Below are 15,383 nucleotides of genomic sequence, written 5' to 3'. Positions count from 1 at the left end.
ATCAACCCTCGGATTTACAATGGCGCCGAAACGGCCTCCACCAAACCACGCAGATGCCGCAAAACCTCTTCCCGGTCCGTGTTCTGCCAGTCGTGGCTCCGCTCCTCGTTGATGGCGTCCATCATCGCGTCGAACGCCTTGCGGAAGGTGTCGCTCATCATGATTCCCGGCGCTTCGCGCTTGGCCCGCTGGGTTGTCTTTTTCACCTTTTCGCCATGGATCGCCCGGGCCGTCCGCTTGATGTGGGACGCCGTGATCCGGCCGTCGGCGGTCTCTACCGCCTGGCGCCAGATCTCGATCTGTTTTTCCTCAGGGTATTTGGCCAGGGCGCGTGCCTGGGCATCATTTTGTGGTAGGGGTGGATTTTGTCCAAAATTTTGGACATTCTTGATTTCCGGGCTGTAGGAAAGAAGTCTGTCAACTACATCCGCGGCTTCTATCATTTGATAAGCTCTGGCCCTCGCCAGATCGAATAAATCCTTAGAGTAATCTGCAAATGTGGTGTGGGTCTCCCGATAAAGCATGGTGTCATTGATCTCACGGAGAGCACACCCGACCTCATAAAATGCCTTGAAGTTGCGGGTGACGACATCCTCCAGTTCGGTAAGGCGTTTCTTCTCCCTAACCGACAGAGGCTTTTCCTCACCCGGAAAGGTTTCGTTCAACGGGATGATGTCGGCATCGAGATCATCGACGATTTCCGGCTCGACCGGAGAAGTCTGCTTGAACAACGGATTTCCTCTTTTTGACATGGTCCTTCCTTTCAGTTCACTGTTCACGGTTCACTGATCACCGTTTGTTTTCCATCTCCTCCAGAAACACCAACCGCTTCCGCTTTTCCGCCCGCGCCCTGCTCTCCATCTCCGCATATTTCTGGATCTCCGACCGCAGCGCATCCGGCCCCGGCATACTGAACATCCCGGCGGTCTCGGTGAGGATTTCGATGGGTTCGTTGGATTCGGTCACCCGGCAGAAAGCCGGAATGTATTCGGCGGGAGGACGGTAGTTGTCTTTGCTTTCGGCCGTCCAGGCGTCGATCTGACTTTTGGTTATATCCACGCCCAGCAGGTGGCTCATCTCCCCGGCGATCTGCGCACGGGATAGGGGGCTGTTCTTGATTGCCCGGTTCATCGACATCCGCAGCCGTTCCCGGATGTTCATTGTTCCTTCGGTATCCCGGCTTTCCCGGCGATGTGTTTGCAGGGTGCGAAGATAATCGAAAAGACATTCCTGTCGATGATTCTTGTCTGGTTTGCGGTGCTTTTTAGACATTGCCAGTGATAGGGTATATTGATATACGTTAATTTATTGGTTGACGGCCAACGGCTTCCGCCCCCTGCGGGGCCGGTCTTTCCGGTAATACCCAGGGAAGGCATCCCTGTGACTTATGCCGAGCACCTTGGCGATCTTCTTCGTTAGAGGCTCGGATGTCATTTTGCCGGATATGGCCCTGGAAACGGACATTTCGTTAACACCGAATCGGTCCGCCAGTTCTTTTTGCGTAATGCCCTTTCTCCTCAGTATGTATTGGATGTCGTCTGGGGTCATGGGGCCTTTGACGGTGATGGTCATTTAGAATGCTCCTTTGGGCTATTTGGCGGCGTATCTATTTAATAGACGTATATAGATATTGCTTTTATATCCACGATAATGTTACCTTGTCAATATAAATCCACGTAATGGTAGATTATAAAGCAATAATCAAACGGATGAAATCAATCAGTGGACTTTCTCAAAAAGAGATGGCTTCGGAAATATTTGGAATATCGGAAAAAAATCTTTCAAATAAGATTCGAAGAGGAACCGTTGATATAAATATATTAATCAAATGGGCTGGTAACAAATCAGTGGATTTAAACTGGCTCCTAACCGGAGAGGGGGAAACCTATCTGAAAGATAAGGCCCTGAATAAAGATGATACGAACGCCGAAAAACCTCTCCATTCGATCATCATCGAACGATTTAAGCAAAAAGACCTGGCCAGAGATATCAATTATGAGATGTTAAAATTGGAAGAATTAAAACCCGAAGCGCTAATTGAGGTTAACGATTTTATACGGTTTAAAGTGCAATCATTAACAGGCCAGTACGAACGGCGTAAAGGCGAGCGCCGACAACGGGATGAAGATTATAACGGAGAGAACCGCCGTGGTGGCGAAGATAGACGCAAAGCGTCGGGGGAAGATTAGCGCTTGCCTGGGCCAACGACGATCTGCCTGGGCAAGCGCCAATCGAAAAGGGATGGCCGCATTCCATTTGGTACCGCGTAGGCAATACTATTTATTTGATCATGCGTTCCGTGCCCATGCTTTGCTTTTTTTAATAATTTTCAAAAGGTGATTGACGTGAATTTAAAAAAAATCTTGATTCTCGCAGCGGTTTTTAACCTTGCTTTTTTTATTTGCGTATCGTTTGCCGAAGTAACAATGGTTCGCTACCCGAGCGCCGTAAATCCTTTATATATAGATGACAGCAAGTCTGGCGAATACGAAAACCTGGCAAACAGCATCGGCCTTTCAACCATCAACCAGTATTCCTACACTGAATTCGCCGACGCAAACAGATCCCATAACACAGGCGCTGCCGGCCAGTATGAATGGCTATTGTTATCGACGGGCGGGAATGAAAACGATTTAGAATCCCTGCAACGATATAACAAGGAGAGGTGTGGTTGGAAAATGGAATACTATTCGAATCATGACATAACTATGATTTTTGAAACTTGTTCGGACGATTCACGGTCACGCTCATTTGTTCGTATTTTGAAGCTTTGCAAAGGCAAAAATCCGAACCTTCATCTTCAATAAAATCGGAAAATTCATTTCCGGCTTTCGAAAATCCAAAAAATATCATTATCCGTTGAAATTTTTACAAAAAAAATACAGTTGACGCTAAAATGGACCCATTTCCTTTTATTTCCGGCTTTCGATCCGGACGTTGCCGCCGCCCGACCAGGTTGAACAGCCATAAAAGTGCCATTCAACGCGTGTTTATATCTATTTTAATAAATAAGGGTAGATACCGCCCTGGTCTCAAACCGCCCGTCAAAACGCCTCAAAACGCCATTTTGGGTTCATTCTTGATTTTTATCGACAACACACCGCCCACGCACACCCAACGCCGCCAAATCATAACATTTCCCAACTTTTCCCGTTCATTCCCGCCATTTCCCGCCTGGTTTCATACCACCTGACAAATCACATGTATCCCGACAGATGGGTCACGCTTCTATAAAGATCACCATAGATACCTACTATCACTGGTTGCCAAATCAAGCGTCAGGGGAGGTGGAGCAACTGGATCAAATTGGTAAAGATTACGACCATCCGCAACCTATCCGCAACCAAACGAAAAAAGGGCTTACAGCAATCGCTGCAAACCCTTAATTTCATTGGTGCCGAGGGACAGAATCGAACTGCCGACACGGGGATTTTCAGTCCCCTGCTCTACCGACTGAGCTACCTCGGCGGTTTTCCCGAAAAAGACGGTCCGTCCGTTTCAAGAAGTGCGGTTTATAAACCCTTTTCCCGAAACAAGTCAAGGCCTTTTTTGGCTTTTGAACCGGAAACCATTGGCCGAGGGGGACACTAAAAAGTCAAAGCCCACAGCAGTTAAAGCAGGGTAGGGCGTGCGCCATTACCTCTGGGAGGGAAGCATCGGCTGGATGCAGGAGTGCTTTCCGACAAAATCGAAGATTGACTGCCCAGAACAATAGTGCCTAATAGAGAACAGCGTTCTCTATAGAAAAATGTGAATCTCATATCAGAGAGCTCTGGATACCGGGTCAAGCCCGATATGACGAGTCTGGAACTTCCTGTATGTTCATCAAAGGAGATACCATGAGCTATCCCGATTCCAAGAACCCGTACAGCTTCGACCCATTTCTCGATTGGAGGGAAAACTGCGATTTTTATGCCGAAGATCCCTTTGCCCGGAAGGCGGTGCGTGTGTTTACCGGGGAACATGCCGCCGAGGTTGGTGCTGCCGCCAGAGAGATTTCAAAAAAGGTCTCTTTCCGGTGGCGCAAGATGGCGGAAGCCATTGCCTGGCCGGAAAAACGACCCTGGATGATGCACTATGACGGCCACAACAACCGCATCGACCGGATCGTGAGGCCCAACGAAACCGAGGCGATGGAACAGGAGGTGTTCGGCGAAGCCCTGTTTTCGGACAAGACGCATCCATGGGTACGTTTCATCAAGATGTACCTGATTTACCAGAACGGCGAGGCCTGCATCTCCTGTCCGCTGACCTGTACCGAAGGCATGGTGGCCGTGCTGGATCGCTTTGCCGACACACCCGAAACCCGGGCGATACTGAACCACTGCAAAGAGGGCGAAAACGGCCATTTTGCCATTGGAGCCCAGTACCTTTCGGAGATCCAGGGCGGTTCGGACGTCAAGGCAAACCTGCTCGAAGCGCGCCGGGAAAACGGCCAGTGGCGACTATACGGTACCAAATTCTTCTGCTCGGCCACCCATGCCGATTATGCCATGGTAACGGCCAAGCCCATGGATTCCGAAAAGGTGGGGCTTTTTGTGATGCCATCTTGGCTGCCGGGCGACAAGGTGCGGGAACGCCGCAACGGGTTCATCATCGACCGCATCAAATGGAAGATGGGTACCAGCGAATTGACCACCGCGGAAATGACTTTCGACGGCGCCCTGGCATATCCGGTGGGGCCGCTGGAAAGGGGCTTGGCCAACATGATCGGCATCGTGCTCACCTACTCGCGCCTCACGGTCGGGCTTTCCGGCGGTGCCAGCATGATGCGCGCTTGGCGGGAGGCAGCCCGGTACTGCGAGTTTCGGGAGGCGTTCGGATTTACCATCGGACACATGCCCATGGTTGCCGGCCAACTGAAGACCATCGAAAAGGCTGCCAAACGCACCCTGGCCGGCGCTTTCAAGCTGTATGCAGACATCCTGGCGCTGCCCGGCGGTTTTGTCCGCGGAGCCGATGCAAAGGAGTCTGACGATTTGAAGCGGCGCCGGTTTGCCATTCGAGAACTGATCATGCTCCAGAAAATGGCCACCAGCTTCGATGCCCCGGATGTTCTGCGCCTGGCCATAAGCCTGTTCGGCGGGCACGGGGTGATGGAGGATTTCTCGGCCCTGCCACGGCTTTATCGCGATGCAGCGGTCAACGAACTGTGGGAAGGGCCGCGCAACGTTCTGCTGGCCCAGGTTTATCGGGATCTTGCGGGTGCCTCGGCCTGGTATGCCCCCGACCGCTTTGTCGCCGACATTCTTGCCGGGGCACCGGAAGACCGGGTAAAGGAATTCCAGGAGGAAATAGCCGCGATTCTTTCCGGTCCCGGTCTGTTCGAACCAGGATTGGCCGCAGAGAAAAACTGCGCGCGGTGGGATCGCTTCTGCCACCGGCTTTTTCACGCCTATCAGGATATAGCGGCGGCCATGATTCAAACAGACCAGGATAGAATCAGAATTTGATTTTCTCGTAAAAGTCGCAGAAGCGTCATGCCGGACTTGATTCGGTATCCAGAACATATAGAAAAGACTGGATAGCGCTAAAGCTTCACTACGTGCGCCGGCCTTCGCCGGAATGACGAAAAAATGGAATTGGTTACTTTCTATGAACCTGCCAAAATCTTGAGAGACTGCCAGCATGCCAACCGCTGCGACCACATTTGCCGAGCAGAGAAAACAGGAGCGACGGGAGCGCCGGAAAGTCATCCTGGGCGCCGCCGAACGGGTATACAGCCGCAAGCCGTTCGAGGCGGTGAGCATGCGGGATATCGCCAGCGAGGCCGGCATCGTGGTCTCCTCGCTGTACCGCTACTTTCCGGATCAGCAAAGCCTTTTCGTGGAAGCCTTCGTGGAAGGGACCCGGAAGATCATTGCCCGGGTGGATGCGCGCATTTCCGACGGAAAAATCACCGACCTGACCGCATTCGGTTTAGAATTCATCTCTTTTCTCACCGAGAACGACCACTATTTTCGCATGATGACCCACTTCATGCTCGACGGCCGCCTGAGCGGCGAACCGCTTGAAAAGCTCAACCGGGCTGCCCGCTCGGTCCTGGACCTGTTCGAGCGGGTGCTCGATCACTGCGGCGCAGGCGGAAACAAACGCACCCTGGCCCATACCTACTTTGCGGCCTTGAACGGCATTCTCATCTCTTTTCGCAATTATCCGGGTCGCGACAGTGCCGAGGTGCGCCGTCACATGAAAAAGATGGCCGCGGTCATGGCCGAAGCCCTGGAGGGCTATGGACGCGCAGTTGTGACGGTGAACGGTGAAATAGAGTCCTAAAATCCGTAGATCAGCGGCGCCAGAAAGATCGTCATGGCCATTACGATCAGCGTCAGGACCAAGCCGATCCTGGTATAGTCGGTGAACTTGTACTGGCCCGCTCCCCACACCATGAGATAAATGAGATAGCCTGCGAGGTTTTCCCTTGAAATGAAACCGAATAGTGGCTTAAGGAATCTCATGAACTTGGTTTAAAGTACATAAGCACTTCAAACACTGCGATTATCAACGTAGCGAATCCTCCGACGATAATCGCACAATTTACCCACCACGATAATTTAACCTGTTGCTCAGTAACGACGGCTTTTTCGTTCCAATAGAGTTTGCCGCCTTCGTCAATACCAAGCTCGCCTTTTCCACCAGAAGCAGATTCGTGACTAAAAATCATTTCGATCTTTGGCATAGGATCAACTCCTTGAAGATTCAACCATTACGCAGCTCAAAACCCGTAAATCAGCGGCGCCAGAACAATCGTCATAACCATTACGATCAGCGTCAGAACTGCACCAATCTTTGTGTAGTCGGTAAATCTGTACCCGCCAACATGCCACACCATGAGATTCGTCTGATACCCTGTAGGCGTGATAAACGCGCAGGAGGCCGCGATCATCAGCGTGATGGCAAAGGGCATGAAATTGACGCCCAGTTTCCCGGCCGTGGAAAGGGCGATGGGAAACATGAAGGCAGCGGCGGCATTGTTGGTAATCACGTTGGTCATGAATGAACAGCCCACGAATACCGCTGCCAGGGCCATATACGGGTTGTCGCGGCCCACACTGGTGAGCATTCCGGCAATCTGCTCGGCCAGTCCGCTGCGAGTGACCGCCGATTCCAGGCCGATGGCGCAGGCGATGACCACCAGGGTTCCCCAGTCGATGCTGCGGGCCGCCGTACGCAGGGTCAGGCAGCCGGTGGCGATCATGGCGCCGGTGGCCAGCAGGCTGGCGTTGAGCATGCTCATCCAGCCCAAGGCCACGACCGCCACCATGGCCAGGGTAATCAGGCTGGCTTCCACTGCCCGGTCGGTGCGCTGAAGATGAAAACCGTCCAGGGCCTTGGTCAGGGCGAAGTCATGCTCGATTTGGCACTCGTAGAAAAAATCGTCGTTGACTTCCAGAACCGCGTTGTCGCCGGCTTCGATGGTCACTTCCTCCAGCGGACCGGACACCGGTTTCCCGTCGCGGGAAATGGCCACGAATTTGTACTGGCAGGTGTTTACGTCTCCTGAAATGTCAGGGATCTTCTTGCCCACAGCCTTGCTTTGGCGAGATACTACAGCCTTGACTAGGTGGTGGGTATGGCGCTCGGTTTCCATGGGGTTCAGCGTCAGGTGGGGGACCAGTGCATTGGTGCGCCACAGGTCTACCATGGCGGTGACGTCGGCCGAGAAGGAGAGAAGATCTCCTGCGGCCAGTTCCTCATGCATCAAATCGTTGGTCAGGAGCCTGTTGCCCCGGCGAATGTAGATTACGTCGACGTTTTCGGCACTGGCGATGCCCGTCTCTTCCAGGGTACGTCCGACGATGCGCGACCCTTCCCGCACTTCGAACTCCGCCGTATAGTGCCGCAGGGCCACATCGGTGGTTTTATCGTCCTTTGGCGGAGAGAGAAAAAAGCGTCCCGCCAGGATCATGAACCCGATGCCGACAACCGCAATGGGCACGCCCACCGGGGCCGGGTCGAACATGTTGAGATCGCGAAGGGCCGACGAACCGCCGCTGCCTTTGGCCATGGCTTCCATGACCAGACCGGCGATGACCAGATTGGTGGAGGTGCCGATAATCGTGCACATACCGCCTAAGATGGATGCGAAGCTGAGCGGCAGGTAAAGCTGCCGTGCCGGCAGGCGGCTGGCCCGGGAAAGATCCCGAATGACCGGAATCATCATGGCCACCAGGGGCGTGTTGTTGAGAAATGCGGACCCGAAGGCGATGGGCGGCAGGATTTTCATTTGAGCGCCGAAAACGGACCTTGGCAGCCCGATGAGCTTGTCCATGATCATGGTAATGGCACCGGTAGCGTACATCCCGGCGGCCACCATGAAGAGCACGGCCACGGTGAGCATGCCCTGGTTGCTGAACCCTTTCAGCAGTTCCTCGGCCGGTGCCAGGTTCAGCGTCAGCGCCGCGGCCAGGGCTCCGATAAAAATGGCCGGTGCCGGGATTTTCGTTTTGATCAGCAAAACGAACAATACCAGCAAAAGGGCCAAGGTAATGTAGGCGTTTAATGGCATAGTGATTTGGTGAACAGTGATCGGTGAATTGGAAAGCCGTAACTATGAACTATAAACCAGGATCGCTTCCGGCGATAAATGGTAGATTGCGGCTCCCCGCAACGTGGGATCTGCGTCAGTCAAGACCGCAGCAACTTTGAAACCGAAGGCGTAGCAGCGCTACGTTGAGGATTTCAACGGCGTGAGAACGCCGGCCTGGGCCCCAAGATGCCGTTGAGCGCCGGACAGCGCATCAGTAGTTGGCGTCCGCGTATTCAACCCACCCCCCGGCAACCACCAGATCGGCATCGAAGCCAGAGATGGAAAAGGGTACGGTTTCGGACTGCCCGTCGGCGGAAAAGGTGATGATCCGGGCGTCGAAATCGGTTTCTACGCTGGTTTGTCGGCCGGCGAAGGCGGTAAAGAGTCGGTTGATGGTTTCGGCCGGTAGTTCCACGGCCATCATGCCGCAGTTGAACATGTTCTGGCGAAAGATTCGGGCGAAGCTTTCGCCCACCACCAAGTTGATCCCATTGACTTCAAGAGCCCAGGGAGCGTGTTCGCGGGAACTGCCGCAGCCGAAGTTGGCCCGGGTGACGATGACCTGCTTGTCGGCGATATCCTGCGAGGGATCGAATCCCTCCAGTTTGAGATCCTCCAGCAGATAGGGGGCCAGGGCATCGCGGGTAATTTCGGTCAGGTATTTGGCCGGAATGATTTCGTCGGTGTTGATGTCCGAACGGTCCAGAAAGAGGGCCTTACCGTTGAATGTTTTCATGGGTGACTCCTAACCTTCGAAAAGCGGTGAGTTTTCGATCGTACCGGCAATGGCCGTGGCTGCCGCCGTGGCCGGACTCATCAGGTGGACCATGCCGCCTTTGCCCATGCGGCCGTTGAAATTGCGGTTGGTGGTGGCCGCGCAGACTTCGCCTTCGGCCAGCACGCCATTGCTCATTCCCAGGCAAGCCCCGCAGGTGGGGTTGGTCACGCAAAAACCGGCTTCCATGAAGATCTTGATGAGTCCTTCTTCCAGCGCCTGGTTGTAAACCGTCGGTGTGGCCGGCGAGACGATGGCCCGCAGCGAATCGCTGACGCGCTTGCCTTTCAGAACACTGGCCGCAATGCGCAGATCGCTGATGCGTCCGTTGGTGCAGGAGCCGATGTAGACCTGGTCCACCGGCGTGCCGCGCATGGCCGACACCGGTTTGACGTTGTCCGGCCGGTAGTCGAAGGTCGTCATTGGGGAAAGATCGGACACATCGTGTTCGATGACCTGATCGTAGTCGGCATCTTCGTCCGGCAGGTAGCGTCCGTAATCGGCCAGGGCCGCTTCCGGCGTGTCGTATTCGTCCCGGATAAAGGGCCACAGGTAGTCCACCGTCACCCTATCCGGTTCGCAGATGCCGCAGGTGCCGCCGGCTTCGATGGCCATGTTGCAAAGTGTCATGCGCGACTCCATATCCATGGCCGCCACCACGGGGCCGCCGAATTCGATGACCTTGTTGGTGGCGCCGTTGACCCCGATGCGGCCGATGACCGACAGGATCACGTCCTTGGCGAAAACGCCCCGGGGCAGGGTGCCGGTCAGGTTGACGCGCAGGGTCGCCGGGCTTTTAAACGCGCAGCAGCCCTTGAGAATGCCGACTTCGAGATCGGTGGTGCCCACGCCGGCGGCAAAGGCGCCGAAGGCCCCGTGGGTGCAGGTGTGCGAATCGCCCATGATCACCGTGTAGCCCGGTCGCACGAAACCTTTTTCCGGGAAAAGGGCGTGGCAGACCCCGTTGGCGCCGATGTCGAAAAAATCCTTGATTTCGTGGCGCCGGGCCCAGGTCCGCAGGATCTTGCCCTGCATGGCGGTTTTGGAATCCTTGGCCGGCGAAACGTGGTCGATGACCACCTTGATGCGTGCCGGGTCGAACACCCGGTCCTTGCCGCGCTGCTGAAGATCCACGATGGCCGGGGGCGTGGTGATTTCATGGCAGAAAACGGCATCCAGGCGAAGGACATGAACGTCCGCATCCGGGGTGCCTATGCGATGGTCGTCGAAAATTTTTTGTGCGATGGTAAAGCCCATATTTTACCTCTACTGGGCGGCTCCGTGAAAAACCCGATATCTTCTTTACGCTTCGCCCCTCGTCCCTGCGGAGTGTTTAAGATACGCTGCCTTCGGCACCCGCGATTGCGGTATTCTCAGGGCTCGCAAGCCTTGATCTCGGGCTTTTGACGAAACCGCCTGGCAATTTGGTGGTTGTCGGATCAAACATTCCAATCCGTTTTGAGTCGGTACGGATTAAGTTAAGGGCTTTTTAGGCCTTGTCGATGGCGGTTAATCCACTCTTTTGAGAACCCTTCAAAATCGGTCTCGAAATCCAAATCGATTGGATCGTCGTCGATCCGTCTATCGATTTCGATGCCGATTTCCATTGCGAAGGTAACTTGTTGTTACTCATTAAAGCGGTTGAAAACCGCTTTTATTCGCTATCGGTTTTCAAAACGGCCAGAAAGGCGGACTGGGGCAGCATCACCTGGCCCACCATTTTCATGCGCTTTTTTCCTTTTTTCTGTTTTTCCAGAAGTTTGCGCTTACGGGTGATGTCTCCGCCGTAGCACTTGGCGGTGACGTCCTTGCGAAATGCCGACACCGTGGAGCGGGAGATGATATTGCCGCCGATGGCCCCCTGGATGGCGATTTTGAACATCTGGCGCGGAATTTCGTCCTTGAGCTTGCTGCAGGCCACGCGGGCCCTGGCCACCGCATTGTCCCGGTGGATCAGCATGGACAAGGCATCCACCCGTTCGCCGTTGATCAAAAAGTCCAGCTTGACCAGATCGGTCCGGCGATATTCGATCAGGTCGTAGTCGAAGGAGCCGTAGCCCTGGGTGATGGATTTGAGCTTGTCGTAGAAGTCGTAGATCACCTCTGCCAGGGGCAACTCGAAGATCATTTCCAGGCGGTCGTTGGTCAGGTACTGGTAGTTCTTGTTGATGCCCCGGCGCTCTAAACAAAGCTTCATCACGGCACCCATGTAGCGGTCCGGGACGATGATGGTTGCCTTGATATACGGCTCCATGGCGTACTCGATGGTGGTGGGATCGGGGTACAGGGCCGGGTTGTCGATGACCAGTTCCTCGCCGTCGTTCATGACCAGCCGGTAGCGCACCGACGGGGCTGTGAGGATCAACGAAAGGTCGTATTCGCGCTCCAGACGCTCCTGGACCACTTCCAGATGCAGCAAACCTAAAAAACCGCAGCGAAAGCCGAAGCCCAGCGCGGCGCTGCTGTCCTTTTCATAGATCAGCGAGGCGTCGTTGAGCTTGAGCTTTTCCATGGCAACGGTCAGGTCCTCGTAGCCGTCCGAGGCCACCGGGTAGATGGAGGAAAAAACCACCGGCTTGGCCTCTTTGAAGCCGGGAAGGGGCTTGTCGCAGGGCTGGCGGTGATGGGTGATGGTGTCGCCGCAGCGGGTGTCGCTGACGGTTTTGATGCCGGCGATCATGTACCCCACTTCGCCGGCGGACAGTTCTTTTTGAGGCACCCGAACGATCTGGAAGACGCCCACCTCCTCGACCTTGTAGGTGGCATCGTTGGACATGAAGCGGATGCGGTCCCCGGGGCGGATGGTTCCCTGCTTGATGCGGAAATGGACGATGGTGCCCCGAAAGGCATCGTAGTGGGAGTCGAAGATCAAGGCCTGCAAGGGGGCGTCCGCGTCGCCGGTGGGAGGAGGCAGCAGCTCGACAATGGCCTCCATGATGTCCTCGATGCCCAGTCCTTCCTTTGCCGAAGCGAGAATGGCCGTTTCCGGGTCCAGACCGAGATCCTCCTCGATCTGGCCCTTGACCCGTTCGATATCCGCCGAGGGCAGGTCGATCTTGTTGATGACCGGAATGATTTCCAGGTCGTGCTCCAGGGCCAGATAAAGATTGGCCAGGGTCTGGGCCTCCACGCCCTGGCTGGCATCGATCAAAAGGAGCGCGCCTTCGCATGAGGCCAGGGCCCGGGAGACTTCATAAGTAAAATCCACATGCCCAGGTGTGTCGATCAGGTTCAGATGGTAGCTCTTGCCGTCTTTGGCCGTGTATGGCAGGCACACCGTCTGGCTCTTGATGGTGATGCCGCGCTCCCTTTCGATGTCCATGGTGTCCAGAATCTGGTCCTTGAAATCCCGGTCCGAGATGATCTTGCTGGACTGGATCAAGCGGTCGGAGAGGGTCGATTTGCCATGGTCGATGTGGGCGATAATGCTGAAGTTGCGTATGTTTTTCATGATCTTAACGATTCGATCGAACCCGGCGGCAACCGTCGGTTGACACCGGATATCAATGTGGTTATAATCTTCAAGTTGCTAAAAATTTATATTAATATCAGATCGTTTTCGGGCGTGTCAACCGGTATCCGCAAGCGGTTTGAGGGTGATAGACAAACGGTTTTATGACAGCACATATTCTCATCGTCGACGACGATCTCTCGATTCGGGATGCAATGCACGAGTTCATCGAGATGTCCGGGTACGTTTCCACGGTGGCCTCCAGCGCCGAAGAGGCCCTGGACGTGCTGACCACCAATAGCGTCGAAGTCGTAATTACAGATATCATGCTGCCCGGTATGGATGGTTTGGCACTGACCGATCACATCAAGCGAAAAGGGGACAGCGATGTGATCGTCATGACCGGCTACAGCACCGACTACTCTTACGAAGAGGCCATCAGCAAAGGGGCCAGCGATTTCGTGTTCAAGCCCGTGCGCTTTGAAGAGCTTCTCCTGCGGCTCAAACGTGTGCTCAAGGAGCGAAGCCTCAACCATGAGCGGATTCGGATGCTGGACGAACTCAAGAAGCTCTCCATCACCGATGGTCTGACCCAGCTTTACAATTCCAGGCATTTTTACTCCCAGCTCAAAGGCGAGATCGAGCGCTGCAATCGCTACGAGCACAAGCTGAGCCTGCTCCTTCTAGATATCGACAATTTCAAGGAGTACAACGACAGTTACGGGCATCTGGAGGGAGACAAGATTCTGGTGCGACTCGGCCGGGTGATCAGATCCTGCCTGCGAAAGATGGACACAGCTTACCGGTATGGCGGTGAGGAATTCACCATTATTCTCCCCGACACCGATGGCGATGAAGCCAGGACGGTGGCCGAGCGTCTGCGGACCGCCGTCAGTTCCGAAGACTTTACCGACGGCAGCAGGCCCGACGTCAGGATTACCATCAGCATCGGCGTTACTCAGTACTTCCAGGAGGAGAAGATCGCCAGTTTCGTCCAGCGGGCCGACCAGGCCATGTACCGGTCGAAGCAGGCCGGCAGAAACAAGGTGTCCTGTATATTCGACAATTCCATCTCCTGATATTTATTGAACCCGGATTCGGTTAAATGGCCCCTGGCTGTTTTGGCTGTACCCGTTTTGGTTACCATGATTGACTATTCGTTTCTTCAAACCCCGACTTCGGCTGAAATCGGCCGCCTGATTCAGTTGTATCGCCATGCGGGATGGTGGAAGGATGAGGCTGACGATCCGGATCTTGTACGCGGCATCGTCGCCGGCAGCCACTGCTTTCTGGTCGCGCGGCAGGCGGGCACCATCGTTGCCATGGGCCGTGCCATCAGTGACAGGATCAGCGACGCCTACATCCAGGACATCACCGTGGATCCCTCCTTTCGCAGGCAGGGCGTCGGCTCCCGTATGGTGGCGACCCTGGTGGCCCGCCTCGAAGCCGACGGAATCGGCTGGATCGGATTGATCGCAGAAAGGAAAACGCATCCATTTTATCGGCCGCTGGGCTTTGATCCCATGGCCGATGCTTTGCCCATGCTCAAGAAAAGACAATGAATTTTACCCAGCTCACAGCCCCGGATTTTAACAGATATCGTCCCTATTTCGAGAACCAGCGCTACGAACTTTGTGCTTACGCCCTTTCCTCCATCATTGCCTGGAGCAACAACGAGTACAAGCCATACGGTGCAACGTACCAGGATGCCTTCGTGGTGGCCGCAGAGTTTAAAACCGAAAAACAGAACCGTCATCTGCTGCTTCCCGTTTCCCCCAAACGCATGTTCGAACCCGAGGAACTGGCGGTGCTGGCCCGCGAGGCTGGATACAACCAGTACTGGTTCGTTCCCCGGTCCTACGTGGACCATTTCGGAAGCGATGGCGTCGAACGCCATTTCGAAGTTTCCGGCCATGGTGCTTACGACGACTACGTTTACCGGGTGAACGATCTGGCCCAGCTCAAGGGCAACCGCTATTCCAAAAAGCGCAACCTGATCAAGCAGTTCCAGCGCAACTACGTGGATGCGGGCAAGGTGGTCGTCGAACCCATTGCCGCGCAAAGCGTGGAAGACTGCCTCGTCTTCTTAGAGGAGTGGTGCCGGGAGCGCGACTGCGACGCCGACGATCAAATGGACCTTGCCTGCGAAAAGCAGGCAGCCATCAACACCTTGACGCACTTTGACGCTTTGGGAGTGAAAGGCATCCTGCTGCGCATCGACGGAAAGGTGAACGCCTTCGGGATCTCGGCCCCATTGACCCGGGATATGGCAACCCTGCAATACGAGAAGGCCTTCAGCAGCATTAAAGGACTCTACCAGTATTTTGACAACTCCTGCGCGAGCATGCTTTTCAATGGCTATACCTACCTGAACAAAGAGAGCGACATGGGAATTCCAGGCCTGGCCAAGGCCAAACGATCCTATCACCCGATAAAAATTGTCGAGTCCGTGCGGCTGACGTTGAAAGACTAGAAAACCGTATTATTTTTGTCATTGATTGACCTGCAAAAAGTCACCAGACGTATTTTTCCTTCAGAGGTGGAGTAGGGGCGAAAAATTTTTCGCCCCTACATGCGCGCAGAGAAGACCAAGGTGTTGCGTTCGCAACCATCAACACCGGTGATTT

16 protein-coding genes and 1 tRNA gene are annotated in these 15,383 nt (G+C 54.6%); 7 read left to right on the top strand and 10 right to left on the bottom strand.

Annotated elements, in window-relative coordinates; translation table 11 throughout:
* Positions 1-14: 14 nt before the first annotated feature.
* The 3 genes from GN111_RS10410 to GN111_RS10400 all read right to left on the bottom strand — a co-directional run bounded on the left by GN111_RS10410 (position 15) and on the right by GN111_RS10400 (position 1,572).
* Positions 15-752, bottom strand: coding sequence for a hypothetical protein (locus GN111_RS10410; RefSeq protein ID WP_155303699.1), 738 nt, complete (start codon positions 750-752; stop codon positions 15-17).
* A gap of 37 nt (positions 753-789) precedes the next feature.
* Positions 790-1,161 carry a hypothetical protein gene (locus GN111_RS10405; RefSeq protein ID WP_155303698.1) on the bottom strand — a complete coding sequence of 124 codons (372 nt, stop codon included), beginning with the start codon at positions 1,159-1,161 and terminating at the stop codon, positions 790-792.
* A gap of 144 nt (positions 1,162-1,305) precedes the next feature.
* The gene (locus GN111_RS10400) at positions 1,306-1,572 is read right to left on the bottom strand and encodes a helix-turn-helix domain-containing protein (protein WP_155303697.1); all 267 of its coding nucleotides are present in this window, start codon (positions 1,570-1,572) and stop codon (positions 1,306-1,308) included.
* Between the two features lie 107 nt (positions 1,573-1,679).
* Between GN111_RS10400 and GN111_RS10395 the strand changes: the two genes are divergently transcribed.
* Entirely contained in the window at positions 1,680-2,189 is a 510-nt protein-coding gene (locus tag GN111_RS10395; RefSeq protein ID WP_155303696.1) for a helix-turn-helix domain-containing protein, read from the top strand.
* Between the two features lie 156 nt (positions 2,190-2,345).
* Positions 2,346-2,807 carry a hypothetical protein gene (locus GN111_RS10390; protein ID WP_155303695.1) on the top strand — a complete coding sequence of 154 codons (462 nt, stop codon included), beginning with the start codon at positions 2,346-2,348 and terminating at the stop codon, positions 2,805-2,807.
* Between the two features lie 585 nt (positions 2,808-3,392).
* Here GN111_RS10390 and GN111_RS10385 read toward each other — a convergent pair.
* Positions 3,393-3,468: transfer RNA gene (locus GN111_RS10385), tRNA-Phe, on the bottom strand.
* Positions 3,469-3,839: 371 nt separating this feature from the next.
* On the opposite strand from GN111_RS10385, the gene GN111_RS10380 reads away from it, so the two are divergent.
* Both GN111_RS10380 and GN111_RS10375 read left to right on the top strand, forming a co-directional pair.
* Complete coding sequence (locus tag GN111_RS10380; RefSeq protein WP_155303694.1) at positions 3,840-5,453, top strand: acyl-CoA dehydrogenase family protein; 1,614 nt, start codon at positions 3,840-3,842, stop codon at positions 5,451-5,453.
* A 175-nt stretch (positions 5,454-5,628) separates the two neighbouring features.
* Positions 5,629-6,276: a TetR/AcrR family transcriptional regulator gene (locus GN111_RS10375; RefSeq protein ID WP_155303693.1), complete on the top strand. Its 648-nt coding sequence runs from the start codon at positions 5,629-5,631 to the stop codon at positions 6,274-6,276.
* Here the strand turns inward: GN111_RS10375 and GN111_RS10370 are convergent.
* The 6 genes from GN111_RS10370 to lepA form a co-directional block, all read right to left on the bottom strand.
* The gene (locus GN111_RS10370) at positions 6,273-6,458 is read right to left on the bottom strand and encodes a hypothetical protein (RefSeq protein WP_155303692.1); all 186 of its coding nucleotides are present in this window, start codon (positions 6,456-6,458) and stop codon (positions 6,273-6,275) included. The two genes, GN111_RS10375 and GN111_RS10370, sit on opposite strands and share 4 nt — an antisense overlap.
* Positions 6,455-6,679 carry a hypothetical protein gene (locus tag GN111_RS10365; RefSeq protein WP_155303691.1) on the bottom strand — a complete coding sequence of 75 codons (225 nt, stop codon included), beginning with the start codon at positions 6,677-6,679 and terminating at the stop codon, positions 6,455-6,457. The genes GN111_RS10370 and GN111_RS10365 overlap by 4 nt, the downstream gene beginning before the upstream one ends.
* A gap of 36 nt (positions 6,680-6,715) precedes the next feature.
* Positions 6,716-8,509 carry an SLC13 family permease gene (locus GN111_RS10360; protein WP_155303690.1) on the bottom strand — a complete coding sequence of 598 codons (1,794 nt, stop codon included), beginning with the start codon at positions 8,507-8,509 and terminating at the stop codon, positions 6,716-6,718.
* A gap of 232 nt (positions 8,510-8,741) precedes the next feature.
* Positions 8,742-9,266, bottom strand: coding sequence for a 3-isopropylmalate dehydratase small subunit (locus tag GN111_RS10355; protein WP_155303689.1), 525 nt, complete (start codon positions 9,264-9,266; stop codon positions 8,742-8,744).
* Positions 9,267-9,275: 9 nt separating this feature from the next.
* Positions 9,276-10,562, bottom strand: a complete 1,287-nt coding sequence (locus tag GN111_RS10350; RefSeq protein WP_155303688.1) for a 3-isopropylmalate dehydratase large subunit — start codon at positions 10,560-10,562, stop codon at positions 9,276-9,278.
* A 397-nt stretch (positions 10,563-10,959) separates the two neighbouring features.
* Positions 10,960-12,756: a translation elongation factor 4 gene (gene lepA / locus GN111_RS10345; protein ID WP_155303687.1), complete on the bottom strand. Its 1,797-nt coding sequence runs from the start codon at positions 12,754-12,756 to the stop codon at positions 10,960-10,962.
* Positions 12,757-12,920: 164 nt separating this feature from the next.
* Here lepA and GN111_RS10340 point away from each other — a divergent pair, with 164 nt between their 5' ends.
* From GN111_RS10340 to GN111_RS10330, 3 genes are all read left to right on the top strand, one after another.
* The gene (locus GN111_RS10340) at positions 12,921-13,835 is read left to right on the top strand and encodes a GGDEF domain-containing response regulator (protein WP_155303686.1); all 915 of its coding nucleotides are present in this window, start codon (positions 12,921-12,923) and stop codon (positions 13,833-13,835) included.
* A 66-nt stretch (positions 13,836-13,901) separates the two neighbouring features.
* The gene (locus GN111_RS10335) at positions 13,902-14,318 is read left to right on the top strand and encodes a GNAT family N-acetyltransferase (RefSeq protein WP_155303685.1); all 417 of its coding nucleotides are present in this window, start codon (positions 13,902-13,904) and stop codon (positions 14,316-14,318) included.
* Positions 14,315-15,229 (top strand): DUF2156 domain-containing protein, encoded by a 915-nt coding sequence (locus GN111_RS10330; protein ID WP_155303684.1) that lies wholly within the window; start codon positions 14,315-14,317, stop codon positions 15,227-15,229. The genes GN111_RS10335 and GN111_RS10330 overlap by 4 nt, the downstream gene beginning before the upstream one ends.
* The last annotated feature ends 154 nt before the right edge of the window (positions 15,230-15,383 follow it).

Origin of the sequence: Desulfosarcina widdelii, from assembly GCF_009688965.1 — a bacterium.
GTDB lineage: Bacteria > Desulfobacterota > Desulfobacteria > Desulfobacterales > Desulfosarcinaceae > Desulfosarcina > Desulfosarcina widdelii.
The sequence above is the reverse complement of the archived record's forward strand: the minus strand, read 5'-3'. Positions and strand labels throughout refer to the sequence as shown.